24 protein-coding genes and 1 pseudogene are annotated in these 16,104 nt (G+C 72.1%); 15 read left to right on the forward strand and 10 right to left on the reverse strand.

Annotated features, from left to right (window positions below; genetic code table 11):
* The first annotated feature begins 58 nt into the window (after positions 1-58).
* Complete coding sequence (locus tag KGD84_RS00615) at positions 59-922, forward strand: SURF1 family cytochrome oxidase biogenesis protein (RefSeq protein WP_255646942.1); 864 nt, start codon at positions 59-61, stop codon at positions 920-922.
* Positions 912-1,787 (forward strand): class I SAM-dependent methyltransferase, encoded by an 876-nt coding sequence (locus KGD84_RS00620; protein ID WP_220564162.1) that lies wholly within the window; start codon positions 912-914, stop codon positions 1,785-1,787. Before KGD84_RS00615 ends, KGD84_RS00620 begins: the two co-directional genes overlap by 11 nt.
* On the opposite strand, the gene KGD84_RS00625 is transcribed toward KGD84_RS00620, so the two are convergent.
* Positions 1,784-2,347: an RNA 2'-phosphotransferase gene (locus tag KGD84_RS00625; protein ID WP_220565444.1), complete on the reverse strand. Its 564-nt coding sequence runs from the start codon at positions 2,345-2,347 to the stop codon at positions 1,784-1,786. The genes KGD84_RS00620 and KGD84_RS00625 overlap by 4 nt on opposite strands.
* Before the next feature lie 147 nt (positions 2,348-2,494).
* Here KGD84_RS00625 and KGD84_RS00630 point away from each other — a divergent pair, with 147 nt between their 5' ends.
* Positions 2,495-3,313, forward strand: a complete 819-nt coding sequence (locus KGD84_RS00630; protein WP_220564163.1) for a TIGR02452 family protein — start codon at positions 2,495-2,497, stop codon at positions 3,311-3,313.
* Positions 3,314-3,322: 9 nt separating this feature from the next.
* On the opposite strand, the gene KGD84_RS33495 is transcribed toward KGD84_RS00630, so the two are convergent.
* Positions 3,323-3,973, reverse strand: a complete 651-nt coding sequence (locus KGD84_RS33495) for a MerR family transcriptional regulator (RefSeq protein ID WP_220564164.1) — start codon at positions 3,971-3,973, stop codon at positions 3,323-3,325.
* A 113-nt stretch (positions 3,974-4,086) separates the two neighbouring features.
* On the opposite strand from KGD84_RS33495, the gene KGD84_RS00640 reads away from it, so the two are divergent.
* From KGD84_RS00640 to KGD84_RS00650, 3 genes are all read left to right on the forward strand, one after another.
* Complete coding sequence (locus KGD84_RS00640; RefSeq protein ID WP_220564165.1) at positions 4,087-5,043, forward strand: hypothetical protein; 957 nt, start codon at positions 4,087-4,089, stop codon at positions 5,041-5,043.
* Positions 5,044-5,069: 26 nt separating this feature from the next.
* Positions 5,070-5,321 carry a Smr/MutS family protein gene (locus tag KGD84_RS00645; protein WP_220564166.1) on the forward strand — a complete coding sequence of 84 codons (252 nt, stop codon included), beginning with the start codon at positions 5,070-5,072 and terminating at the stop codon, positions 5,319-5,321.
* 143 nt (positions 5,322-5,464) lie between these two features.
* Complete coding sequence (locus KGD84_RS00650; RefSeq protein WP_220564167.1) at positions 5,465-6,259, forward strand: VOC family protein; 795 nt, start codon at positions 5,465-5,467, stop codon at positions 6,257-6,259.
* A gap of 55 nt (positions 6,260-6,314) precedes the next feature.
* On the opposite strand, the pseudogene KGD84_RS00655 reads toward KGD84_RS00650, so the two are convergent.
* The 3 genes and pseudogenes from KGD84_RS00655 to KGD84_RS00665 all read right to left on the reverse strand — a co-directional run.
* A pseudogene (locus KGD84_RS00655) lies at positions 6,315-7,388 on the reverse strand (AMP-binding protein); the annotation flags it as partial.
* A gap of 179 nt (positions 7,389-7,567) precedes the next feature.
* Positions 7,568-7,762: a DUF397 domain-containing protein gene (locus tag KGD84_RS00660; RefSeq protein WP_220564168.1), complete on the reverse strand. Its 195-nt coding sequence runs from the start codon at positions 7,760-7,762 to the stop codon at positions 7,568-7,570.
* A 12-nt stretch (positions 7,763-7,774) separates the two neighbouring features.
* Positions 7,775-8,605, reverse strand: coding sequence for a helix-turn-helix domain-containing protein (locus KGD84_RS00665; RefSeq protein ID WP_260697174.1), 831 nt, complete (start codon positions 8,603-8,605; stop codon positions 7,775-7,777).
* 198 nt (positions 8,606-8,803) lie between these two features.
* Between KGD84_RS00665 and KGD84_RS00670 the strand changes: the two genes are divergently transcribed.
* The 9 genes from KGD84_RS00670 (at position 8,804) to KGD84_RS00710 (ending at position 12,489) form a co-directional block, all read left to right on the forward strand.
* Positions 8,804-9,145 (forward strand): hypothetical protein, encoded by a 342-nt coding sequence (locus KGD84_RS00670; RefSeq protein ID WP_220564169.1) that lies wholly within the window; start codon positions 8,804-8,806, stop codon positions 9,143-9,145.
* Positions 9,142-9,465 carry a hypothetical protein gene (locus KGD84_RS00675; RefSeq protein WP_220564170.1) on the forward strand — a complete coding sequence of 108 codons (324 nt, stop codon included), beginning with the start codon at positions 9,142-9,144 and terminating at the stop codon, positions 9,463-9,465. The genes KGD84_RS00670 and KGD84_RS00675 overlap by 4 nt, the downstream gene beginning before the upstream one ends.
* A gap of 42 nt (positions 9,466-9,507) precedes the next feature.
* Complete coding sequence (locus KGD84_RS00680) at positions 9,508-9,771, forward strand: hypothetical protein (RefSeq protein WP_220564171.1); 264 nt, start codon at positions 9,508-9,510, stop codon at positions 9,769-9,771.
* Positions 9,772-9,914: 143 nt separating this feature from the next.
* The gene (locus KGD84_RS00685; RefSeq protein ID WP_220564172.1) at positions 9,915-10,100 is read left to right on the forward strand and encodes a DUF397 domain-containing protein; all 186 of its coding nucleotides are present in this window, start codon (positions 9,915-9,917) and stop codon (positions 10,098-10,100) included.
* Positions 10,100-10,261 carry a hypothetical protein gene (locus KGD84_RS00690; protein WP_220564173.1) on the forward strand — a complete coding sequence of 54 codons (162 nt, stop codon included), beginning with the start codon at positions 10,100-10,102 and terminating at the stop codon, positions 10,259-10,261. Before KGD84_RS00685 ends, KGD84_RS00690 begins: the two co-directional genes overlap by 1 nt.
* 241 nt (positions 10,262-10,502) lie before the next feature.
* Complete coding sequence (locus KGD84_RS00695) at positions 10,503-10,679, forward strand: hypothetical protein (protein ID WP_220564174.1); 177 nt, start codon at positions 10,503-10,505, stop codon at positions 10,677-10,679.
* Between the two features lie 84 nt (positions 10,680-10,763).
* On the forward strand, positions 10,764-11,453 hold the full coding sequence (locus KGD84_RS00700; protein ID WP_220564175.1) for a hypothetical protein: 690 nt from the start codon (positions 10,764-10,766) through the stop codon (positions 11,451-11,453).
* Between the two features lie 47 nt (positions 11,454-11,500).
* Positions 11,501-11,842 (forward strand): hypothetical protein, encoded by a 342-nt coding sequence (locus KGD84_RS00705; RefSeq protein WP_220564176.1) that lies wholly within the window; start codon positions 11,501-11,503, stop codon positions 11,840-11,842.
* Positions 11,843-11,955: 113 nt separating this feature from the next.
* The gene (locus tag KGD84_RS00710; protein ID WP_220564177.1) at positions 11,956-12,489 is read left to right on the forward strand and encodes a hypothetical protein; all 534 of its coding nucleotides are present in this window, start codon (positions 11,956-11,958) and stop codon (positions 12,487-12,489) included.
* 348 nt (positions 12,490-12,837) lie between these two features.
* On the opposite strand, the gene KGD84_RS00715 is transcribed toward KGD84_RS00710, so the two are convergent.
* Genes KGD84_RS00715 through KGD84_RS00735 form a run of 5 tightly spaced genes read right to left on the reverse strand, consistent with a single transcriptional unit; the run spans position 12,838 to position 16,062 of the window.
* Positions 12,838-13,182, reverse strand: coding sequence for a hypothetical protein (locus tag KGD84_RS00715; RefSeq protein ID WP_255646946.1), 345 nt, complete (start codon positions 13,180-13,182; stop codon positions 12,838-12,840).
* A gap of 4 nt (positions 13,183-13,186) precedes the next feature.
* A complete protein-coding gene (locus KGD84_RS00720; RefSeq protein ID WP_220564178.1) occupies positions 13,187-14,584 on the reverse strand; it encodes a peptidoglycan-binding domain-containing protein in 1,398 nt (465 codons plus the stop codon).
* 13 nt (positions 14,585-14,597) lie between these two features.
* Positions 14,598-14,960: a phage tail fiber protein gene (locus tag KGD84_RS00725; protein WP_220564179.1), complete on the reverse strand. Its 363-nt coding sequence runs from the start codon at positions 14,958-14,960 to the stop codon at positions 14,598-14,600.
* Positions 14,961-14,965: 5 nt separating this feature from the next.
* Complete coding sequence (locus KGD84_RS00730) at positions 14,966-15,184, reverse strand: hypothetical protein (RefSeq protein WP_220564180.1); 219 nt, start codon at positions 15,182-15,184, stop codon at positions 14,966-14,968.
* Positions 15,184-16,062 carry a peptidoglycan recognition protein family protein gene (locus KGD84_RS00735; protein WP_220564181.1) on the reverse strand — a complete coding sequence of 293 codons (879 nt, stop codon included), beginning with the start codon at positions 16,060-16,062 and terminating at the stop codon, positions 15,184-15,186. The genes KGD84_RS00730 and KGD84_RS00735 overlap by 1 nt, the downstream gene beginning before the upstream one ends.
* Positions 16,063-16,104: the final 42 nt, after the last annotated feature.

Below are 16,104 nucleotides of genomic sequence, written 5' to 3' on the forward strand. Positions count from 1 at the left end.
GGCCCGGTGCGGGCGGGGCGGTGCGGGGCGCCCGGAACCGTCTCATACCCTCGAAGACGTGCGCAGAGTCCTGTTCTCCCAACGCATGCTGGCGTTCCACGCGCTGGTCCTCGTCATCGTGCCCTCCTTCATCTGGCTGGGCTTCTGGCAGCTGGACCGCTGGGAACAGCGCAGCGCGTCCGTCGAACTCCAGCAGGGCAACCTGGCCGCCGACCCCGTCCCGGTCGCCGAGCTCACCGAGGTCGGCGGCGACGTGGACCCCGCCGACCGGTGGCGTGCCGTCGAGGCCTCCGGCACCTGGGACACCGGGCACGAGATCCTCCTGCGCAACCGCGACGGCTCCGGCGGTGTCGGCTTCCACGTGCTGACCCCGCTGGTCACCGAGGAGGGCCCGGCGCTGCTGGTCAACCGGGGCTGGATCCCGCGCGGCGAGACCGCCCTGGACACCCCGGAGATCCCGCCCGCCCCCTCCGGCACCGTCGAGGTGACCGGGCGCCTGCACTTCTCCGAGACCGAGGAGAACACGGGGCTGCGCAACCGCGACGACCTGCCCGAGGGGCAGCTGCTCGTGGCGGACGTCCCGGCGATCGCCGAGGGGCTGCCCTACCCGGTCTACGGCGGGTACGCCGACCTGACCGCGCAGGACCCGGTTCCCGACCCCGCCCCCGAGCGCGTCGAGGTGCGCGAACTGGACTCCGGGATGAGCCTGTCCTACGCCGTCCAGTGGTGGGTGTTCACGCTCGTCGCCATCGGCGGATGGGTCTTCCTGATGCGCCGCGAGCTGAGCGAGGCCCGCGAGGCCGCGGCGGCGGGGAACCCGGACGCTTCGGACGGCCCCGAAGGCCCTGACGGCACCGACGGTCCGGCCGCGGCCTCCGCGGCGGCGGCCGCCGGGGACCGCCCGCGAGAGGATGTGGGCTGACGCCGGCCGACGGCCGCCGACCACAGGGGGACACGTGCAGGAACACGACGACTACCCGGCGCCCGGACGCGTGGAGCGCCGCCCCGTCGACGCCGACGAGAGCGCCCGCGCCGGGCGCTCGTGGTGGGACGGGGCCGCCGACGCCTACCAGGCCGACCACGGCGGGTTCCTCGGCGACGCCGACTTCGTCTGGTGTCCGGAGGGCCTGACCGAGGCCGAGGCCGGACTCCTGGGCGGTCTCGACGACCTGCGCGGGCGCCGTGTCCTGGAGATCGGCGGGGGAGCCGGGCAGTGCGGCCGGTGGCTGCGGGCCCAGGGGGTCGGCGAGGTCGTCTCCTTCGACCTGTCGTTCCGCCAGCTCCAGCACTCCCGGCGCATCGACGAGCAGCTGGGGCTGCGCCTGCCCGTGGTGCAGGCCGACGCCCAGCGGCTGCCGTTCGCCGACGCCGCCTTCGACACCGTGTTCTCCTCGTTCGGGGCGTTCCCCTTCGTCCCCTCGGCCGACGACGCCCTGGCGGAGGCGACCCGGGTGCTGCGCCCCGGCGGGCGGCTGGTGTTCTCGGTGACGCACCCGGTCCGGTGGAGCTTCCCGGACGACCCCACCGAGCACGGGTTCACGGTCCGGCAGTCGTACTTCGACCGCCGCGCGTACGTGGAGGAGGACGACCACGGCAACGCGGTCTATGTGGAGCACCACCACACGGTGGGCGACTGGGTGCGCGGGATCGCCGGGGCCGGCCTGGTGCTGGGCGACCTGGTGGAGCCCGAATGGCCCCCGGGGAACGACCGGGTGTGGGGTGGCTGGGGCCCGGTGCGCGGGCGCATGATCCCGGGGACCGCGATCTTCAGCGCCGACAAGCCCTAGGAGGGGTCCGCCGCCGGCGGTGCGGACAGGTACTCGGGCGGCACCGCCGGGACCAGCCACACCCCGTTGCCCGTCACCCGGAACCCGTGGCCGTCCCGGTGCATGCGCCCGGCGGCGACGGAGAGCACCACCGGCCTGCCCCGCCGCGCGCCCACCCTGGCCGCGGTCTCCTCGTCCGGGGACAGGTGCACGTCGTGCCGGTTCATCGGACGCAGTCCCTCGGCGGTGATCGCGGGCAGGAAGCGGCCGACCGTCCCGTGGTAGAGGACCTCCGGCGGCACGGCCGGCGCCAGCCCCAGGTCCACGGGCACCGAGTGGCCCTGGCGGGCGCGGATCCGGGTGCGGTCGGCGCTGAACTCGAACCGCTTCTTGTCGTTGCCGGCCACCACCTCGTCCAGCTCCGTCCGGGAGAGCCGGACGTTCGCCCGACCCAGCCCCGCGAGCAGGGCGTCCACGGAGGTCCACCCCTGGGGGTCCAGCCGCACCCCGGCCCGGCCGGGGTCGTGGCGCAGCACGCGCGCGATGTACTTGGAGGCCCGTACCAGCCTCCGGGGGTCCATCCCCCTCTGTTGTTCCCTGCTCATGACCGCATCCTGGCCGGGCGGGGTGCGCCGGTCCAGGGGTTTACGGGCCGGCCGTTTATCCGGTGGACCCGGCGGGCCGCCGCGCACTAACGTGCCTGTCCGTCGACGAGGAGGGAAGGGCCCGTGTCACAGCGGTTGCGGGGGATCTGGGCGGAGACGAAGCGGGCGTTCGAGGCGGAGCGGTACCGCGTCGGCGACCGGGAGGTCGACCTGTCGGCCGACCTGGCGGCGATGCGGGAGGGCACCCGCCACCACCTGCCGGAGGACATCGCGGCGCTGCCCGTGCCCGCCGCGCGCCACGACACCCGGTTCGAGGTGACCGGGGAGAGCACGCTGGCCGCGCTGCTGCGCCTGGCGGGGGAGGGCGGGGTGGCGGCGCTCAACTTCGCCTCGGCGCGCAACCCGGGCGGAGGCGTGGCCAACGGCGCGCGGGCCCAGGAGGAGAGCCTGGCCAGGTCCACGGCGCTGTACGCGTCGCTGACCCGGTGCCCGGAGTTCTACGAGCACCACAGGGCGGAGCGGTCGCTGCTGTACAGCGACAGGGTGATCTGGTCGCCGCGGGTGCCGGTGCTGTGCGATGACCGGGGCGACCGGCTGGCGGAGCCGCCGGCGGTCGGGTTCCTCACCTGCGCCGCGCCCAACCGGCGGATGGTCGAGCGCAACGGGGTCGAGAGCGCCGGGCCGATCCCCCGGGTGCTCGCCCGCCGGGCCGGGGGCGTGCTGGCCGTGGCCGCCCACCACGGGGTGGACGTGCTCGTGCTCGGCGCCTGGGGGTGCGGTGTGTTCGGCAACCGCCCGGAGGAGGTCGCGGCGGCCTTCGCCGAGCACCTGCACGGGGACTACGCCGGGGTGTTCGCGCGGGTGGTGTTCGCGATCCTGGACCGCGACGGCGCGGTGCACCGGGCGTTCGGCGACCGCTTCCCGGAGTCGGCCGGCGTGTGACGGGAGGCCTCAGTCCCCCCGCGCCGCTCGGCGCCCGGCGCCCTCGAGGTTGCGCGCGGCGGACTCGTCCACCTGGGCCAGGCGCCGCAGGACCGTCAGCAGGGTGTCGCCGAGCACCGTCTTGACGACGGCGCCCTCCAGTACCTCCTCCGTCGCGGGCAGTCCGCTGATGCGGTCCAGGTCGACGGCGGCGATGCCCTCCGCCGCCTCGGCGTAACGGTCCAGGTCGGCGTCGCCGACGGAGTGGCCGACCTCGCGGTGCCCGGCCAGGACCACGGCCAGGGCGTGCAGCGCGGGGTGGTCCGGGTAGAAGTGCCAGCCGCGCCGGGTGACGAGCGCCAGGGCGCGTTCGCGGTCCTCCTCCAGCGGTTCGATGTCGTCGCCGACCAGGGGCAGCCGGCGCATCACGAGGCCGAGCTTGGAGTGCAGTCCGACGTCGGGCTCGCCGACCTCGGCGAGGACCTCCCGGACGGTGGCGACGGACAGGCCGCCGACGGTGGTGAGCGCCCGCACCAGGCGCAGCCGGCTCAGGTGCTCGTCGCCGTAGCGGGCCTGGTTGCGGCCGGTGGCCTCACCGCGGGGGAGCAGGCCCTCCCGCAGGTAGTACTTGATGGTCGGGATGGGGACTCCGGACCGTTCACTGAGTTCGGCGATGCGCATGCGGCCATCTTCTCCTGTCTCCCGTCTCCCGGGGGCTCTTGTGCGATCCAAATGGATAGTGGATAGTGTTGGTATCTGCACTGGATAGCACTGGTATCCATAAGGAGTATCCCATGAACCCCCCGAAGACCACCCTCCGCACCGTCATCGACCTGCACCGACCGCTCACCCTGACCGCGCTCCTGTGCGCGGCCGTACTGCTGGTGGCCGTTCCCGGCCTCCTCCTCGACGGGAGGACCGTCACGGGCGACCCCGTCTGGCTCAAGCCCGCCAAGTTCGCGGTCTCCATCGCGGTCTACAACGTGACCCTCGCCTGGCTGCTGTCCCTGCTCACCGCGTGGCGCCGCACCGGCTGGTGGCTGGGGGCGGTCGTCGCCGTGATGGTCACCGGCGAGCTCGTCGCCATCACCCTCCAGGCGGTGCGCGGCCGGGCCAGCCACTTCAACAACGCCACGGAGTTCGACAGCGCCGTCTACTCGCTGATGGCGTCCATGATCGTCACGGTCTGGGTCGCCACCTTCGCCATCGGGGTCATCCTGCTGGTCCAGCGCCTGGGCGAGCGCTCCGTCACCGCCGCCGTCCGCGCCTCCCTCGCGATCGCCCTCGCGGGGATGGCCGTCGCCTTCTTCATGACCTCGCCGACCGCCGAACAGATGGTCACCCTCCAGCAGGGCGGGTCGGCGGACGTGATCGGCGCGCACACGGTCGGGATGCCCGACGGCGGGCCCGGCCTGCCGATCGTCGGCTGGAGCACGGTGGCCGGCGACCTGCGCGTCGCCCACTTCGTGGGCCTGCACGGCCTCCAGGTGATCGTCCTGTTCGCGTTCGGGCTGATCGCCCTCGCCGACCGCTACCCCCGCCTGGCCGACGACGCCCTGCGCACCCGGCTGGTCCTGGTCGCCTCCGGCGCCTACACGGGCCTGCTCGCCCTGCTCACCTGGCAGGCCCTGCGCGGGCAGTCGGTGGTCGCCCCGGACGCCCTCACCCTGGGCGCCGCCGCCGCGCTGGCCGCCGCCACCGCCGCGGGCGCCTGGTGGGCGCTGGGCCGGCGCGAGCGCGAACACGTATGATCCCGGGTGACCGGACGGAGGCGGCCATGCGGCTCAAGCTCGACCTGCACGACATCTTCAACCGCGGGCGCGACATCGACCGCGCCCTCGCAGACATCATGGACGAGGCCGAGCGCACGGGCGCCAAGACCGTGGAGATCATCCCGGGCAAGGGGTCGGGCCAGCTCAAGAAGCGGGTGCTGCGCTTCCTCGACCGCAAGGACGTCAAGGCCCGCTACCACCGCGTCGAGAAGGACTCCAAGAACTTCGGCCGCCTGTTCGTCCACTTCAAGCACTGACACCGCCCGGGACCACCGCCCCGGGGATCGAAACCGTGTTCGGGTGATTGCGGTGAGTTGTGCGAGACTTTGCCGCCGCCATCCCCGGGGCGCCGGGGGGACGGTCCACACTCGGGAATGACGTGTCCACGAGGGGGGACCAGATGATCACGACCGACTTCCTGCCCGGGTCGCCCTGCTGGGTCGAGGTGTCCTCGCCCGACACCGACGCCTCGGCCGCCTTCTACCGGCGGGTCTTCGGCTGGAAGGCGATCGAGGACAGCCCCGAGGCCGCCGGCTACCTGTGCTTCCAGCTCGACGAGGACAAGGTCGCCGGGCTCAGCCCCCTCCTGGGCGAGGGCGAGCACCCCGCGTGGACGGTCTTCTTCCACGACCCCGACGTGGACTCCACCGTCCCCGCCGTCGAACGTCTGGGCGGCACCGTCCTGTTCGAGCCGTTCGACGTGCTGCGGCTGGGCCGCACCGCCCAGTTCTTCGACCCGCAGGGCGGCCGGTTCGCGGTCTGGAACCCCATCGGGTTCCCCGGCGTGCAGCGCGCCGACACCCCCGGGTCCCTCTGCCGGGTGGAGCTGTGGACCCCCGACGGGAACGGCTCGGAGGACTTCTACCGGGAGCTGTTCCGCTGGAGCTACGCCGACTCGCCCCGGTCGGCCTGGAACGGCCGCTACCGCGCCGTGACACCCGCCGGGGCCGGCCGCGACCGCGACCAGGGCGGCATCGTGGCCCTGCCCCCCGAGCGGGTGGACGACACCAAGGGCTCGGCCGAATGGAACCCGGTCTTCCGGGTGGCCGACGCAGACAGGGCCCTGGAGGCCGTCCGAGCCGGAGGCGGACAGGTCTACACGGGCCCCGAGGACACCCCCGGCGCGGGCCGCATCGCGGTCTGCGCGGACCCCTTCGGTGCCGGGTTCGTCCTGTCGGAGTCCCCGCAGGGCTGAATCCCCGGGGTGTCCTCCGCCTCCGAAGAGCGGGGGCGGGGGACACCGGGCCGCCTCACTGGCGCGAGACCGCCGAGGCCCCGCCGCGCAGGACGAACTTCTGGATCTTGCCGGTGGCCGTCTTGGGCAGCGCCTCCACGAACTCCACACTGGTCGGCGCCTTGAAGTGCGCCAGGTTGTCCCGGGCGAAGTCGATGATCTCCTGCTCGGTCGCCCGCGCTCCCTCGCGCAGCACCACCGCGGCGCGCGGCGACTCCCCCCACTTCTCGTGCGCGACGCCGAACACCGCCACCTCCAGGACGGCCGGGTGGCGCAGCAGCGTGCCCTCGACCTCGACGGAGGAGATGTTCTCCCCGCCGGAGATGATGACGTCCTTGAGCCGGTCCTGGATCTCCACGTACCCGTCCGGGTGCACCAGGGCGGCGTCGCCGCTGTGGAACCACCCGTCCCCCATGGCGCGTTCGGTGGCCTCGGGGTCGTTGTAGTACCCCTTCATCACCACGTTGCCGCGCACGGTGATCTCGCCGACCGTCCTGCCGTCCCAGGGCACCTCGTTCCCGTCCTCGCCGACCACCCGCAGTTCGCCGGAGGTGATCAGCTCGACGCCCTGCCGGGCCTTGACCGCGGCCCGCTCCCGCGGCGGCAGCCCCGCGTGCTCGGCGCGGGGCTCGCAGACGGTGATGAACGGCGCCGTCTCGGTCAGGCCGTACACGTGGGTGACGGTCCAGCCGAACCCGTCCTCCAGGCGCTCGATGGTGGCCGCCGCCGGGGAGGCCCCCGCCGTGAACACGTGGACCCCGGCCGGCACCTCGCCGCGTACGTCGTCGGGGGTGTTGGCGAGCATGATGAGCACGGTCGGGGCGGCGCACAGCCACCGGACGTCCTCGGTGCGGATCAGCTCGAACACCGTCGCCGGGTCCATCGCCGGCAGGCACACGTGTACTCCGGCCGCCGCCGTCACCGTCCACGTGAACGTCCAGCCGTTGGCGTGGAACATCGGCAGCGTCCACAGGTAGGACTCGCCGATGCCGATCCGCCCGTACAGCAGGGTGCCCACCGAGTTCATGTACGCGTTGCGGTGGGTGATCATCACGCCCTTGGGCCGGGCCGTGGTCCCCGAGGTGTAGTTCTATGTCGCTTGTAGAGGACACATTCGTGATGGGCTGCGGAAACACGCCCTGTAGATGCCACTCGCGCGCGGGTCTGGCCGGTGCGGGCGGCGGCCTGTAGACTCGTCCGCGGATGAGTACTTAGGTACCCAGAGAGGCCCCGGGGAGGGATACCCCGGGGCCTCTCTGATGTCCGGGCCTACCCCCGGCGGACGGCGCCCAGGAGCGCGCCCCACTCCCGGCCGGGAAGCAGGAAGTGGCCATCCTCGGGGTTCTGGGAGTCGCGGACCGCCGCGGTGCCTTCGCCGGCATCGGCGTACTCGACGCAGTTGGAGGGGTTGCTGTAGCTCGACTTGCGGAACACGAGCCCGGTGGATTCGGTGGATGAGTACATGGTCGTGACTTTCTAGGCGGCCAGCGCTCGCAGGTATGCGGGCACTTCATCGGGGTCGAGGGCCTTGGCGACCAGCCGGTCAAAGGACTGGCGGTACCGGGTGACCTCGACCGGCTTTTCCAGGTAAAGCCCGTCCGTGTTCGTCTCGAGGAACACGATGGACGCGGCGTCGGTGTAGTCCAGGATCACGAACGGGCCACCCATCCCAGCATGCAGCCCCGCATCCATCGTGAGCACCTGGATTGTGACCGAATTCGGGTCTTCGGCCAGTTCGATAAGTCGGTCGACCTGGGCGCGGAACAGCTCCGGGTGCGACTTCAGCATGAGTAGGGCGGCCTCATGGATCACCGCCCACACCGTTGGCGGGTCCGGCTGGGTGAGCAGCTGTTGGCGGCGTACGCGGGCTTCGACCGCTGAGGCGACGTCGTCGGGGTTGCGGATGAGGGTCGCGTGGGAGACGGCCGCGGCGTAGGCCTCGGTCTGGAACAGGCCGGGGATGTACTGCGGCTCGAAGATGCGGATGCCGGTCGCCCCGGCCTCGTAGGAGATGTAGGGGCCACCGATGGCGTCCCCGTACCTGTTCCACCAGCCGCTTTCCCGGGACTGGCGGACCAGGGTGAGGATGGCCTCCCGCTCTGCGGAGTCCGTGACGCCGTACAGGTCGAGCAGTACGCGGATGTCCGTCACCGCGGGTTTCTTCGACCGGCCGGTCTCGATGTTCGAGACCTTCGTGCTCGACCACTCGAGGTCGTCCGCGACCTGCTCGATGGTCTTGCCCGTGGCCAACCGTTTCGCGCGCATCTGTGCTGATAGCTGGCGCCTGGCCACGGATGGGCTGCTCACATCGACCTCCTCAGGGGACGTCGCTGATGGTACCGCCGATGAGTTAGAAACGGACATTTCGCAACTCCTTAGCGTGATGGTGCTGACAACTTATCGCTAAGAAGGGCTTGCGAATTAAAAATTTCAGTTGGAGTATGGGGCTCAGTACTTCATCCACCCGCCGCCCATCCAGCGGCATCCGTACTGAGGAGGCGCCCCGTGCGCTACCTGCTTCTCGTCGCATCCGCGGCCTGTCTCGTCGCCAGAGCCGTTGCTCACGCCCTCCGCCGGCGCGCCCACCGCGTGCGCCGCTACGCGGAGGACCTCCCGGCCGCCGCTCCCGGTGCCGTGGTGCTCCAGCTGCCCACGCAGCGGACCGGCCGCCCGGCTCCGGCTCTGCCCCCGGCGCCCCCGCGGATCGGCGGTCGCCACCGCGCGCCGGAGCCCCTGGACCTGTTCGCCGCCCGCGACCCGCGCGCCCGCGCCCAGCGCCGCGCCCTCGTCGTCCTGGGCGCCATCGGCCACCACCAGCGCGACCAGCTCGAGGCGGTGGCGGCATGAGCACCCGGTGGATCTGCGGCGCTGAACGCCTCACCCCCAGCAGCACCCTCCGCCGGTGCGTGCTGGACCCGCACCACGCCGGACACCACCAGGACGAGGGCGGAGAGACGTGGGTGCCGCCCGAGGTCGTCCTCAAGAGGCTCCGCGCCGCCTACGGGCAGACGCACCGGATCGCGTGGACCGGCCGGATGTGGATCGCAACGAACCGGGACCCGGACGCCCCGTGGCGGTCCGAGGTGGAGCCCACCCCGGAGCAGCTGGAGACCCGGCTCCGCGACCGGCAGGGCGTGGCCCCCGAGACCACTCCGCCCGCGCCGTAGACCCCCCACCACACCACGGCACACGAGAGAGAGGACACGCAGATGGACATCCGATTGGGGGCGCTGCTCGGTGAGATCAGCGCCGCCCTGGCCGACATCCCGGCGGACGCCCCCGCCTCCTACATCGGGGCCCGCGACCGGGCGCTCGTCCGCGCCCTGGACCTGGTCGTCGATGAGGGCGCGGACCCGGAGATCGTCCTCCCGGAGCTGATGGCGGCCCTCGAGGCGGCGTCCACGCCGCCGCTGGCTGCTCTCGAGCGGGGCGTGACCGACGACGCCCTCCGCGCGCTGCTGGGGCACGACTAGACCGCTCTCCCCGCCCTCCGTCCGAGCTGCGGGTGGGGAGAGCCCAAGAAGTCGCCCCCCGGTGCTTGCCGGGGGGCGACGGCCCGGGATCGCGGCGGCCACCGCCCCGGGCCACGGAATCACCGATACGAGGAAGGGTACGGATGCAGACCACCACGGTCGAGGGACCGAAGTCCTGGCACAAGAGCACGTACAGCCAGGGCGTCACGAACTGTGTGGAGGTCGCGGAGGGGCCGACCACGGCCGTCCGCGACACCCAGAACCGGGAGCTGGGGCACCTCGTGTTCCCCGGCGGCGAGTGGGCCGCGCTCCTGAAGGCGGCCGCCTGATGGGCAAGAAGCGCGACGAGGACGACGAGAAGACGAAGGAACTCCTCCGCACCCTCGGGAAGGCCGCGCAGGCATCCCGGGACGGCGACGAGGACGCTCTCGGGCGCGCCGTAGCCGACGCCCGCCGTCAGGCCCGGGATCTGGGCTACCCGGAGGAGTGACCAGACCCCCGTCTCCGCCCCTGGGGAGGGACACGGAGACGGGCACGGGCCGCCGGGGGTTGGAGGACCCCCGGCGGCCCACCACAGACCCCCGCTCTGGTCCCTGAGGAGGGAGACGGGGCGGGCGCGGGAGTAGGGACCCCGCACCACGGGGCCGCCGGATGGGTGCCGGCGGCCCCACCATTCGGCCACACGGCATCACGTACAGCTACACGGGGGACACATGGCGCCGCTCCGCCATATGCGATTTCAGCTCGACCTGTGGATGGACGAGCAGCAGGAGGCCCGGTACCGGGCCGACCGGACTCTCCGGCCCGAGGACGACGTCCGGCCGGATACGGCCACGCGGGTCTTGGAGGAGGTCGACGGCCTGGGCCAGCTGAACGGGTGGTGGCACGCCGAGATTCGCACTCGGTGAGTCTGGCGGCCCCCGTCGCGCGCCAGCGGCGGGGGTTCCCCCTGGGGCTTGTATGTATCGATCGATACATGTACTGTTCAATACATGGACAGGGAGCAAGAAGCCCTCGAAGCAGAGCTCGAAAACTACGCCCGCGTGATCGCCGGACGTGACAGCCTCATCGTCAGAGCCCGACGCGCCGGCATCACCAAGCACCGCATCCACAAGGTCACCGGAATCAGCCGGTCCACCATCGACCGCGTACTCGACAAGGAGTTCCCTATGTACACCTGTGACATCTGCGGATTCAAGAGCCGTCGCCCGCTCATCGAGGGCCCGCTCGGCACCTGCTACCGGTGCCCTGCCCGCACCCAGCACATCGCCGCGACGGACGGTCCCCTCCCGGGGCACGCCCTGTGCGAGGCCATTCCCGTGTACGACGGGCAGGGCCGCGACGACGCCCCGGCCTGCCCCGTGTGCGTCCACGCCCAGGAGACCGGCGTGGACCCGCTCCGGCACCGCGACATGGTGTTCCTGGGATTCGTGATCACGACCCGCCCCGAGCTGTGGAAGCACACCCCGCACGACAGTCTGCTGTGGGAGACCGAGCGTGGTCGCCGCCTGGTCCGCGACGGCTACCTCGTCGACCACGGGGAGACGTTCGAGGCCACCGACAGCGGCCGGGCCCTGTGCGAGGCCTACGAGGAGGCGTGGAGGGGCACTCCGCAGGCCAACGCCAACCACTCGATCGCGATTGCGATGGGTCTCCGCGCCGTCGAGCCCGCACGCGGCTAACCCCCTGCTCCCCGCCCACCCGGGCGGAACCAACCCGAGAGGACACCATGGACAACCCGTTCACACTGCACGTCGCCCGACGCCCCGAACACGTGCAAGTTGCCGAGATCACCGCCGAGACCATTCCCGCCCTGTTGGAACACCTGGCTTCGGTAGGGGTCGAAGCCACGGCCACCCTGCCCGAGACGCCCGAGGACACTTACTGCGTGCTCCGGTGGACCTCCCCGGACCCGGACGGGAAGCCGCGCCGGTACGTGGCTTCGGTGGGCTTCTGCATCGTCCGTCTCCCCGACGGCCGGTTCATCCGCATGAGCCGTGACGCGCTGGCCGACTACTACACCCCCACTGCGGCCGCGGTCGATCTCGCGACGCTGCCCCTCATCGACTGACCGACCTGAGAACCGGCCCACCCCGCCCATCCTGTGGGCGGGCCCCCAGCCCCGCGCACGCGGGGATGCCGCCCACCCCGGGGCGGACCCGAACCCCCTGAACGGAGCACCCTGTGCAGTACGTCGCCCTCATGTCCGCTGTCCGCCTCGCCGGGAACCCCGAGAACCACATCGTCGCCGTCCACACCTGGGAGGACGGCGACCTCGGGACCCAGGTCACTTCTGATATCGACACCCACATCCCCCACGCCGACGAGACCCTCCACACCGCCCAGACCTGCGCGAAGCTGGCGCTGGCCGCCCAGGGGTGGAGGGTCACCGGGGAGTGGGTCCTGTCCGGCAACGGCTGGTACGCCGACGCCCTCGACGCCCGCCGGGTCACCCCCGACCACATCCGGGACCTGTACGACGCCCAGGCCGACCGGGAGCCCTCCGCCATCGGCCTGTCGGACCTCCGGTACATGGTCCTGGCGGACTCCGGCGACGGGGAGGTGTCCCCCGTCGTCGCGGACACCGCCCAGGAACAGGGCTGGGAGGTCCTGTACTCCGCTGAGGTGCTGATCGGGTGGCTCGACGGGACCGAGCTGACCGACGCCGACGCTGAGGCGATCGCGGCGGAGATCAACACGAATCTCCTGAACCGCTGACACAGCCGACTCCGCCGGGTTATGGTGGAGCCAATCCCCTCGGGGAGCGCCCGCACAGGCGGGTATGGACCAACTAACAGGTAGATCTACCTGTTCAGGTCATATGTCCCGCGCACGCGGGAATGGGCCACTACGCCGTTTCACGGTGAAGACCCAAGCAGTACGCCCCCGCGCACGCGGGGATGGACCGCGAATGTTCTGGAAGGCGGGGGAAACCCTCCACCCAGAAGGTCCCTTTGCTCCGCGCACGCGGAGATGAGAACCCCGCCCGAGGGCGGGGTTTCTGCTTCCCCCAGGAACGCGAAAAGCGCCCCGCCTCCCAGTACGGGAGGCGGGGCGCTGTGCTGCTCAGAGGTTCGTCACCCGGAGCGGCCCGTAGATCGCGGTCCGCCGGGTCCCGGCCCGGACCACGTCGAGCCGCCACACGAGATCCCCGGGCGTCGCCAGGTAGCCGCGGTTGATCATCGCCAGGGCCAGGCCCTGGGCGGCGTTCACGACGGTGATCTCCCCCGTCGTGGTGGACAGGATCACCGTTGCCGGGTCGGTGTCGAGCTGGTCGACGGTGTCCTTGATGACCAGCTCGAGTACGGCGTCGGTGAGGTCGTAGGCGGTCCCGGCGTCCGGGTCGGTGATGCTGAGGTCGATCTCCTCGTCGTTCCACTCGTAGACGGTCAAGGTCTGGTGTGTCGCCACGGCGTCACCTCCTGCTCGCGGTGCCGTCGATGCGGCTGGTCGGGTGTGCGGCTCCACCGAGGCGGCCGGACGGCCGCGCGGTCCCCTCCGGCTGGTGCACGATGCGGGCGACGGCCTGCACCGGCGGTACCGGCTCGATCAGCTGGTGCGCCTCGGTGGTGAGCGCCAGCTGCGCGATGGCGGAGCCCGCGGTGTGCTTGGTGCCCTGCACGGTGCCGACAACGCCGAGCTGCGCGACGGCCTGGCCGAAGGCATGCTTCGTGCCGTCCGCCTCGGTGATGGTCCCGAGCGACGCGACCGCTTCACCCGCGCCGGCCTTGGCCCCGTCGACGACCCCGGACGCCCCGAGGACCGCCAGGGCGTTGCCGCCGCGGCCGCCGGACGGCGACGCCAACGCCCCGAGGGCCGCCACCGCTTCACCGGCAGCGTGCTTGGTGCCCGAGGCCGGGGTGAGCAGCGCCCCCAGGGCGGCGACCGCATCACCGCCCGGGAGTGCCGCGGGCCCGAGCGGGCCGGAGTCCGACACCGCCACGTGGGACAGGTACAGCGGCGGCGGGGTCGGCTGAGCCTTGAGTACCCAGATGGCCAGGTCCATGGCCGCGCCGGTCTCCGGACCGATCTCGCCGTCCGCCGGGACCAGGCCGTAGGCCAGTTGGAAGCTCTGCACCGCGGTGGCGGTGCCGGGCCCGTACTGGCCGTCCGCGCCGCCCGGCGCCAGGTATCCGAGGTCGATGAGCTGCTGTTGGCGGAACGACACCTGGCCGCCGGTGGTGGCGTCGGTGGCGCCCTGCTGGAGCAGGACTCCGCGCCGGTACCGGTACCCGGTCACCTCGAGGGACCGGCCGACGTCCCGGTTCAACCAGGTGTGGACGCGGGCGCCGGTGGTGGAGTGCCCGGGGTAGATGCGGCTGATCAGGTCCGTGCCGGTGTACTCCAGCTCGATCCGCCACCACTGCCCGGTGGCCACGGCCGATCCGGTCTCGGTGTCCCAGTTGATCGCCGCTGACGCGAGCCCGGACGGCTGGAGGCGCGTCCCGGCGTTGCCGGCGGCGGTCGCGTGGGTGACGTACCCGAGGCCCGTCCCTGGGAAATGGACGTGCCAGCGGACTTCGTTGATGCCGTACCCGGCGTCCTGTAGCGGCGGCATCCAGGCGTACCAGCGCGCCCACCACGGGCCCGTGGCGGGCAGGGCGATGGGTCCGAGGCGGGGTGTGTCGCCCCGGTGGTAGCCGGTGGACAGCTGCACGGTGGTGAGGCCGTGCACGGTCTGGGTGGCGGAGTACAGCGCCCTGCTGGGCGAGAGAATGCCGACGGCCCCGGCCCGAGCCGTCCGCGCCAGCGAGGACGCGGACGGCTGGGTTCCGGTGACCCCGGACAGGGAGTTGTTGACCGTGGTCGCCACGGTGGGCCCCTCCCTACGCCGGAGTGATGTCCGACTGGGTCACGCGGACCAGGAGGACCGTGTACGTGCCCGCCGCCCCGTAGCTCTCCGGGGTGGACAACTTGATGGAGCCTTGCCATACGGGGGTGCCGGAGGCGTCCCACAGGCCCAGGTGGGTCACGGTGTGGCCGCCGGGGATGTCGAAGGTGATCTGCGCGGCGGCGTCGATCTGTCCGCCGCTGGCGGGGTCCCAGGTGATCGGCTGGCGGGCGTAGGTGCCGCCGGTGACTTCGCCGGTGCCGGTGGTGCCGCCGTCGGTGGTGTGCATGGACGCGGTGACGGCGCCAGCAACGAGACCTTCGAGGGTCCTGTCGAGGGCGACGGTCTGAAACGCCATCGGGGCTACGCCTCCTCGGTGTCGTCGCGGCGGGTGTGCGGGGCCAGGTACGCGGCCACCAGGGCGGCCAGGTACACGAACCCGTGGGCGACCGCCTCCGGCATGTCGAGGCCGGCCAGGGACGCGAGCCAGACGAGGACCAGGGCGACGCCACCGGCGCCGCCCGCGGCCGTCACCTTCTTCTCCGGCAGGTAGCGCGCGGGGTCGCGCGGGGTCGCGTGCATCAGGCCCCCTTCAGCTTCACGGTGCCGCTGATCTCGGCAGTCGCGGGGAGAGCGCCCCCACCCCCGCCGCCCGCGATGAGCTTCCGGGCCTCCGCGATGGCGACGGCCTGGATGAGGTGCGCGTAGGCGGTGCCGGTGATGCTGCTCGCGTTCGTGACCGAGGAGCCGACGCTGTGGCGGAGCGCGAGCATCATCTCCGACGTCGCGGGCCCCCACTCGCCGTCGCAGCCGTAGGGCGCCAAGTACGAGCCGAAGCCCGCGAAGGTCCCGAGCCGCTGCACGGCGATGACCTCCTCCTTCTTGCCGGTGGCCTTGCCGTCGCCTTCGCGAAGTCCGATCAAGGGATTGTCTCCTTCTGTGCTGATGGCGCCGGGCGCCTGGGTGAAAGTGCCGTCCTTGACGAGCGCGTAGGCGCGGTCGCCGGGGCAGCTGGTGGCGATGAAGTCGCGGTGGCCCAGGACCTTGCCGGACACGCCGTGGTCCTCCATGAGCCACTGGCGGAGCCAGCGGACGGCGTTGATCTGGTCGTCGGTCGGGGTCTCGCCGGGGCCCAGCCCGAGCGTCACCGAGTAGTGCGTGGTGTTGCCGCCCGGCTGGGCGGCCTGCTCCCGGTGGAGCCCCCGGCCCTCCACCACGTGGCCCTGAGGGGTCGCGGCGAAGCTGTACCCGACGTCCCGCCAGTTGCGGGACGGGCCGGTGTGGAAGTCGCGGGTGCGCTGCCAGTAGTCGAGGAAGTCGTCGAGGTCGCCGTTGACGAGCCCCTGGTCGCTGCCGTCGTAGTGGACGACGAGACCGGACTTCGGGTCGGCGTAGGCGGCCGGGGAGGTGGCGGACCACCCGAGGTCCTCCCGGCTGATGTAGAGCGGTGGTCGGGGCATGGCGCCTCCTGGCATGGGAAAGCCCCCGGCCGGGCGGCACGG

The organism is Nocardiopsis changdeensis (genome assembly GCF_018316655.1).
GTDB lineage: Bacteria > Actinomycetota > Actinomycetes > Streptosporangiales > Streptosporangiaceae > Nocardiopsis > Nocardiopsis changdeensis.

Excerpts from the sequence above, each read along its gene's own strand:
- KGD84_RS00620 (WP_220564162.1), top strand. The coding sequence starts at position 912 with ATGTGGGCTGACGCCGGCCGACGGCCGCCGACCACAGGGGGACACGTG.
- KGD84_RS00625 (WP_220565444.1), bottom strand. The coding sequence starts at position 2,347 with ATGGACCCCCGGAGGCTGGTACGGGCCTCCAAGTACATCGCGCGCGTG.
- KGD84_RS33495 (WP_220564164.1), bottom strand. The coding sequence starts at position 3,973 with ATGCGCATCGCCGAACTCAGTGAACGGTCCGGAGTCCCCATCCCGACC.
- KGD84_RS00640 (WP_220564165.1), top strand. The coding sequence starts at position 4,087 with ATGAACCCCCCGAAGACCACCCTCCGCACCGTCATCGACCTGCACCGA.
- KGD84_RS00645 (WP_220564166.1), top strand. The coding sequence starts at position 5,070 with ATGCGGCTCAAGCTCGACCTGCACGACATCTTCAACCGCGGGCGCGAC.
- KGD84_RS00650 (WP_220564167.1), top strand. The coding sequence starts at position 5,465 with ATGATCACGACCGACTTCCTGCCCGGGTCGCCCTGCTGGGTCGAGGTG.
- KGD84_RS00660 (WP_220564168.1), bottom strand. The coding sequence starts at position 7,762 with ATGTACTCATCCACCGAATCCACCGGGCTCGTGTTCCGCAAGTCGAGC.
- KGD84_RS00675 (WP_220564170.1), top strand. The coding sequence starts at position 9,142 with ATGAGCACCCGGTGGATCTGCGGCGCTGAACGCCTCACCCCCAGCAGC.
- KGD84_RS00680 (WP_220564171.1), top strand. The coding sequence starts at position 9,508 with ATGGACATCCGATTGGGGGCGCTGCTCGGTGAGATCAGCGCCGCCCTG.
- KGD84_RS00685 (WP_220564172.1), top strand. The coding sequence starts at position 9,915 with ATGCAGACCACCACGGTCGAGGGACCGAAGTCCTGGCACAAGAGCACG.
- KGD84_RS00690 (WP_220564173.1), top strand. The coding sequence starts at position 10,100 with ATGGGCAAGAAGCGCGACGAGGACGACGAGAAGACGAAGGAACTCCTC.
- KGD84_RS00695 (WP_220564174.1), top strand. The coding sequence starts at position 10,503 with ATGCGATTTCAGCTCGACCTGTGGATGGACGAGCAGCAGGAGGCCCGG.
- KGD84_RS00700 (WP_220564175.1), top strand. The coding sequence starts at position 10,764 with ATGGACAGGGAGCAAGAAGCCCTCGAAGCAGAGCTCGAAAACTACGCC.
- KGD84_RS00705 (WP_220564176.1), top strand. The coding sequence starts at position 11,501 with ATGGACAACCCGTTCACACTGCACGTCGCCCGACGCCCCGAACACGTG.
- KGD84_RS00725 (WP_220564179.1), bottom strand. The coding sequence starts at position 14,960 with ATGGCGTTTCAGACCGTCGCCCTCGACAGGACCCTCGAAGGTCTCGTT.
- KGD84_RS00730 (WP_220564180.1), bottom strand. The coding sequence starts at position 15,184 with ATGCACGCGACCCCGCGCGACCCCGCGCGCTACCTGCCGGAGAAGAAG.
- KGD84_RS00735 (WP_220564181.1), bottom strand. The coding sequence starts at position 16,062 with ATGCCCCGACCACCGCTCTACATCAGCCGGGAGGACCTCGGGTGGTCC.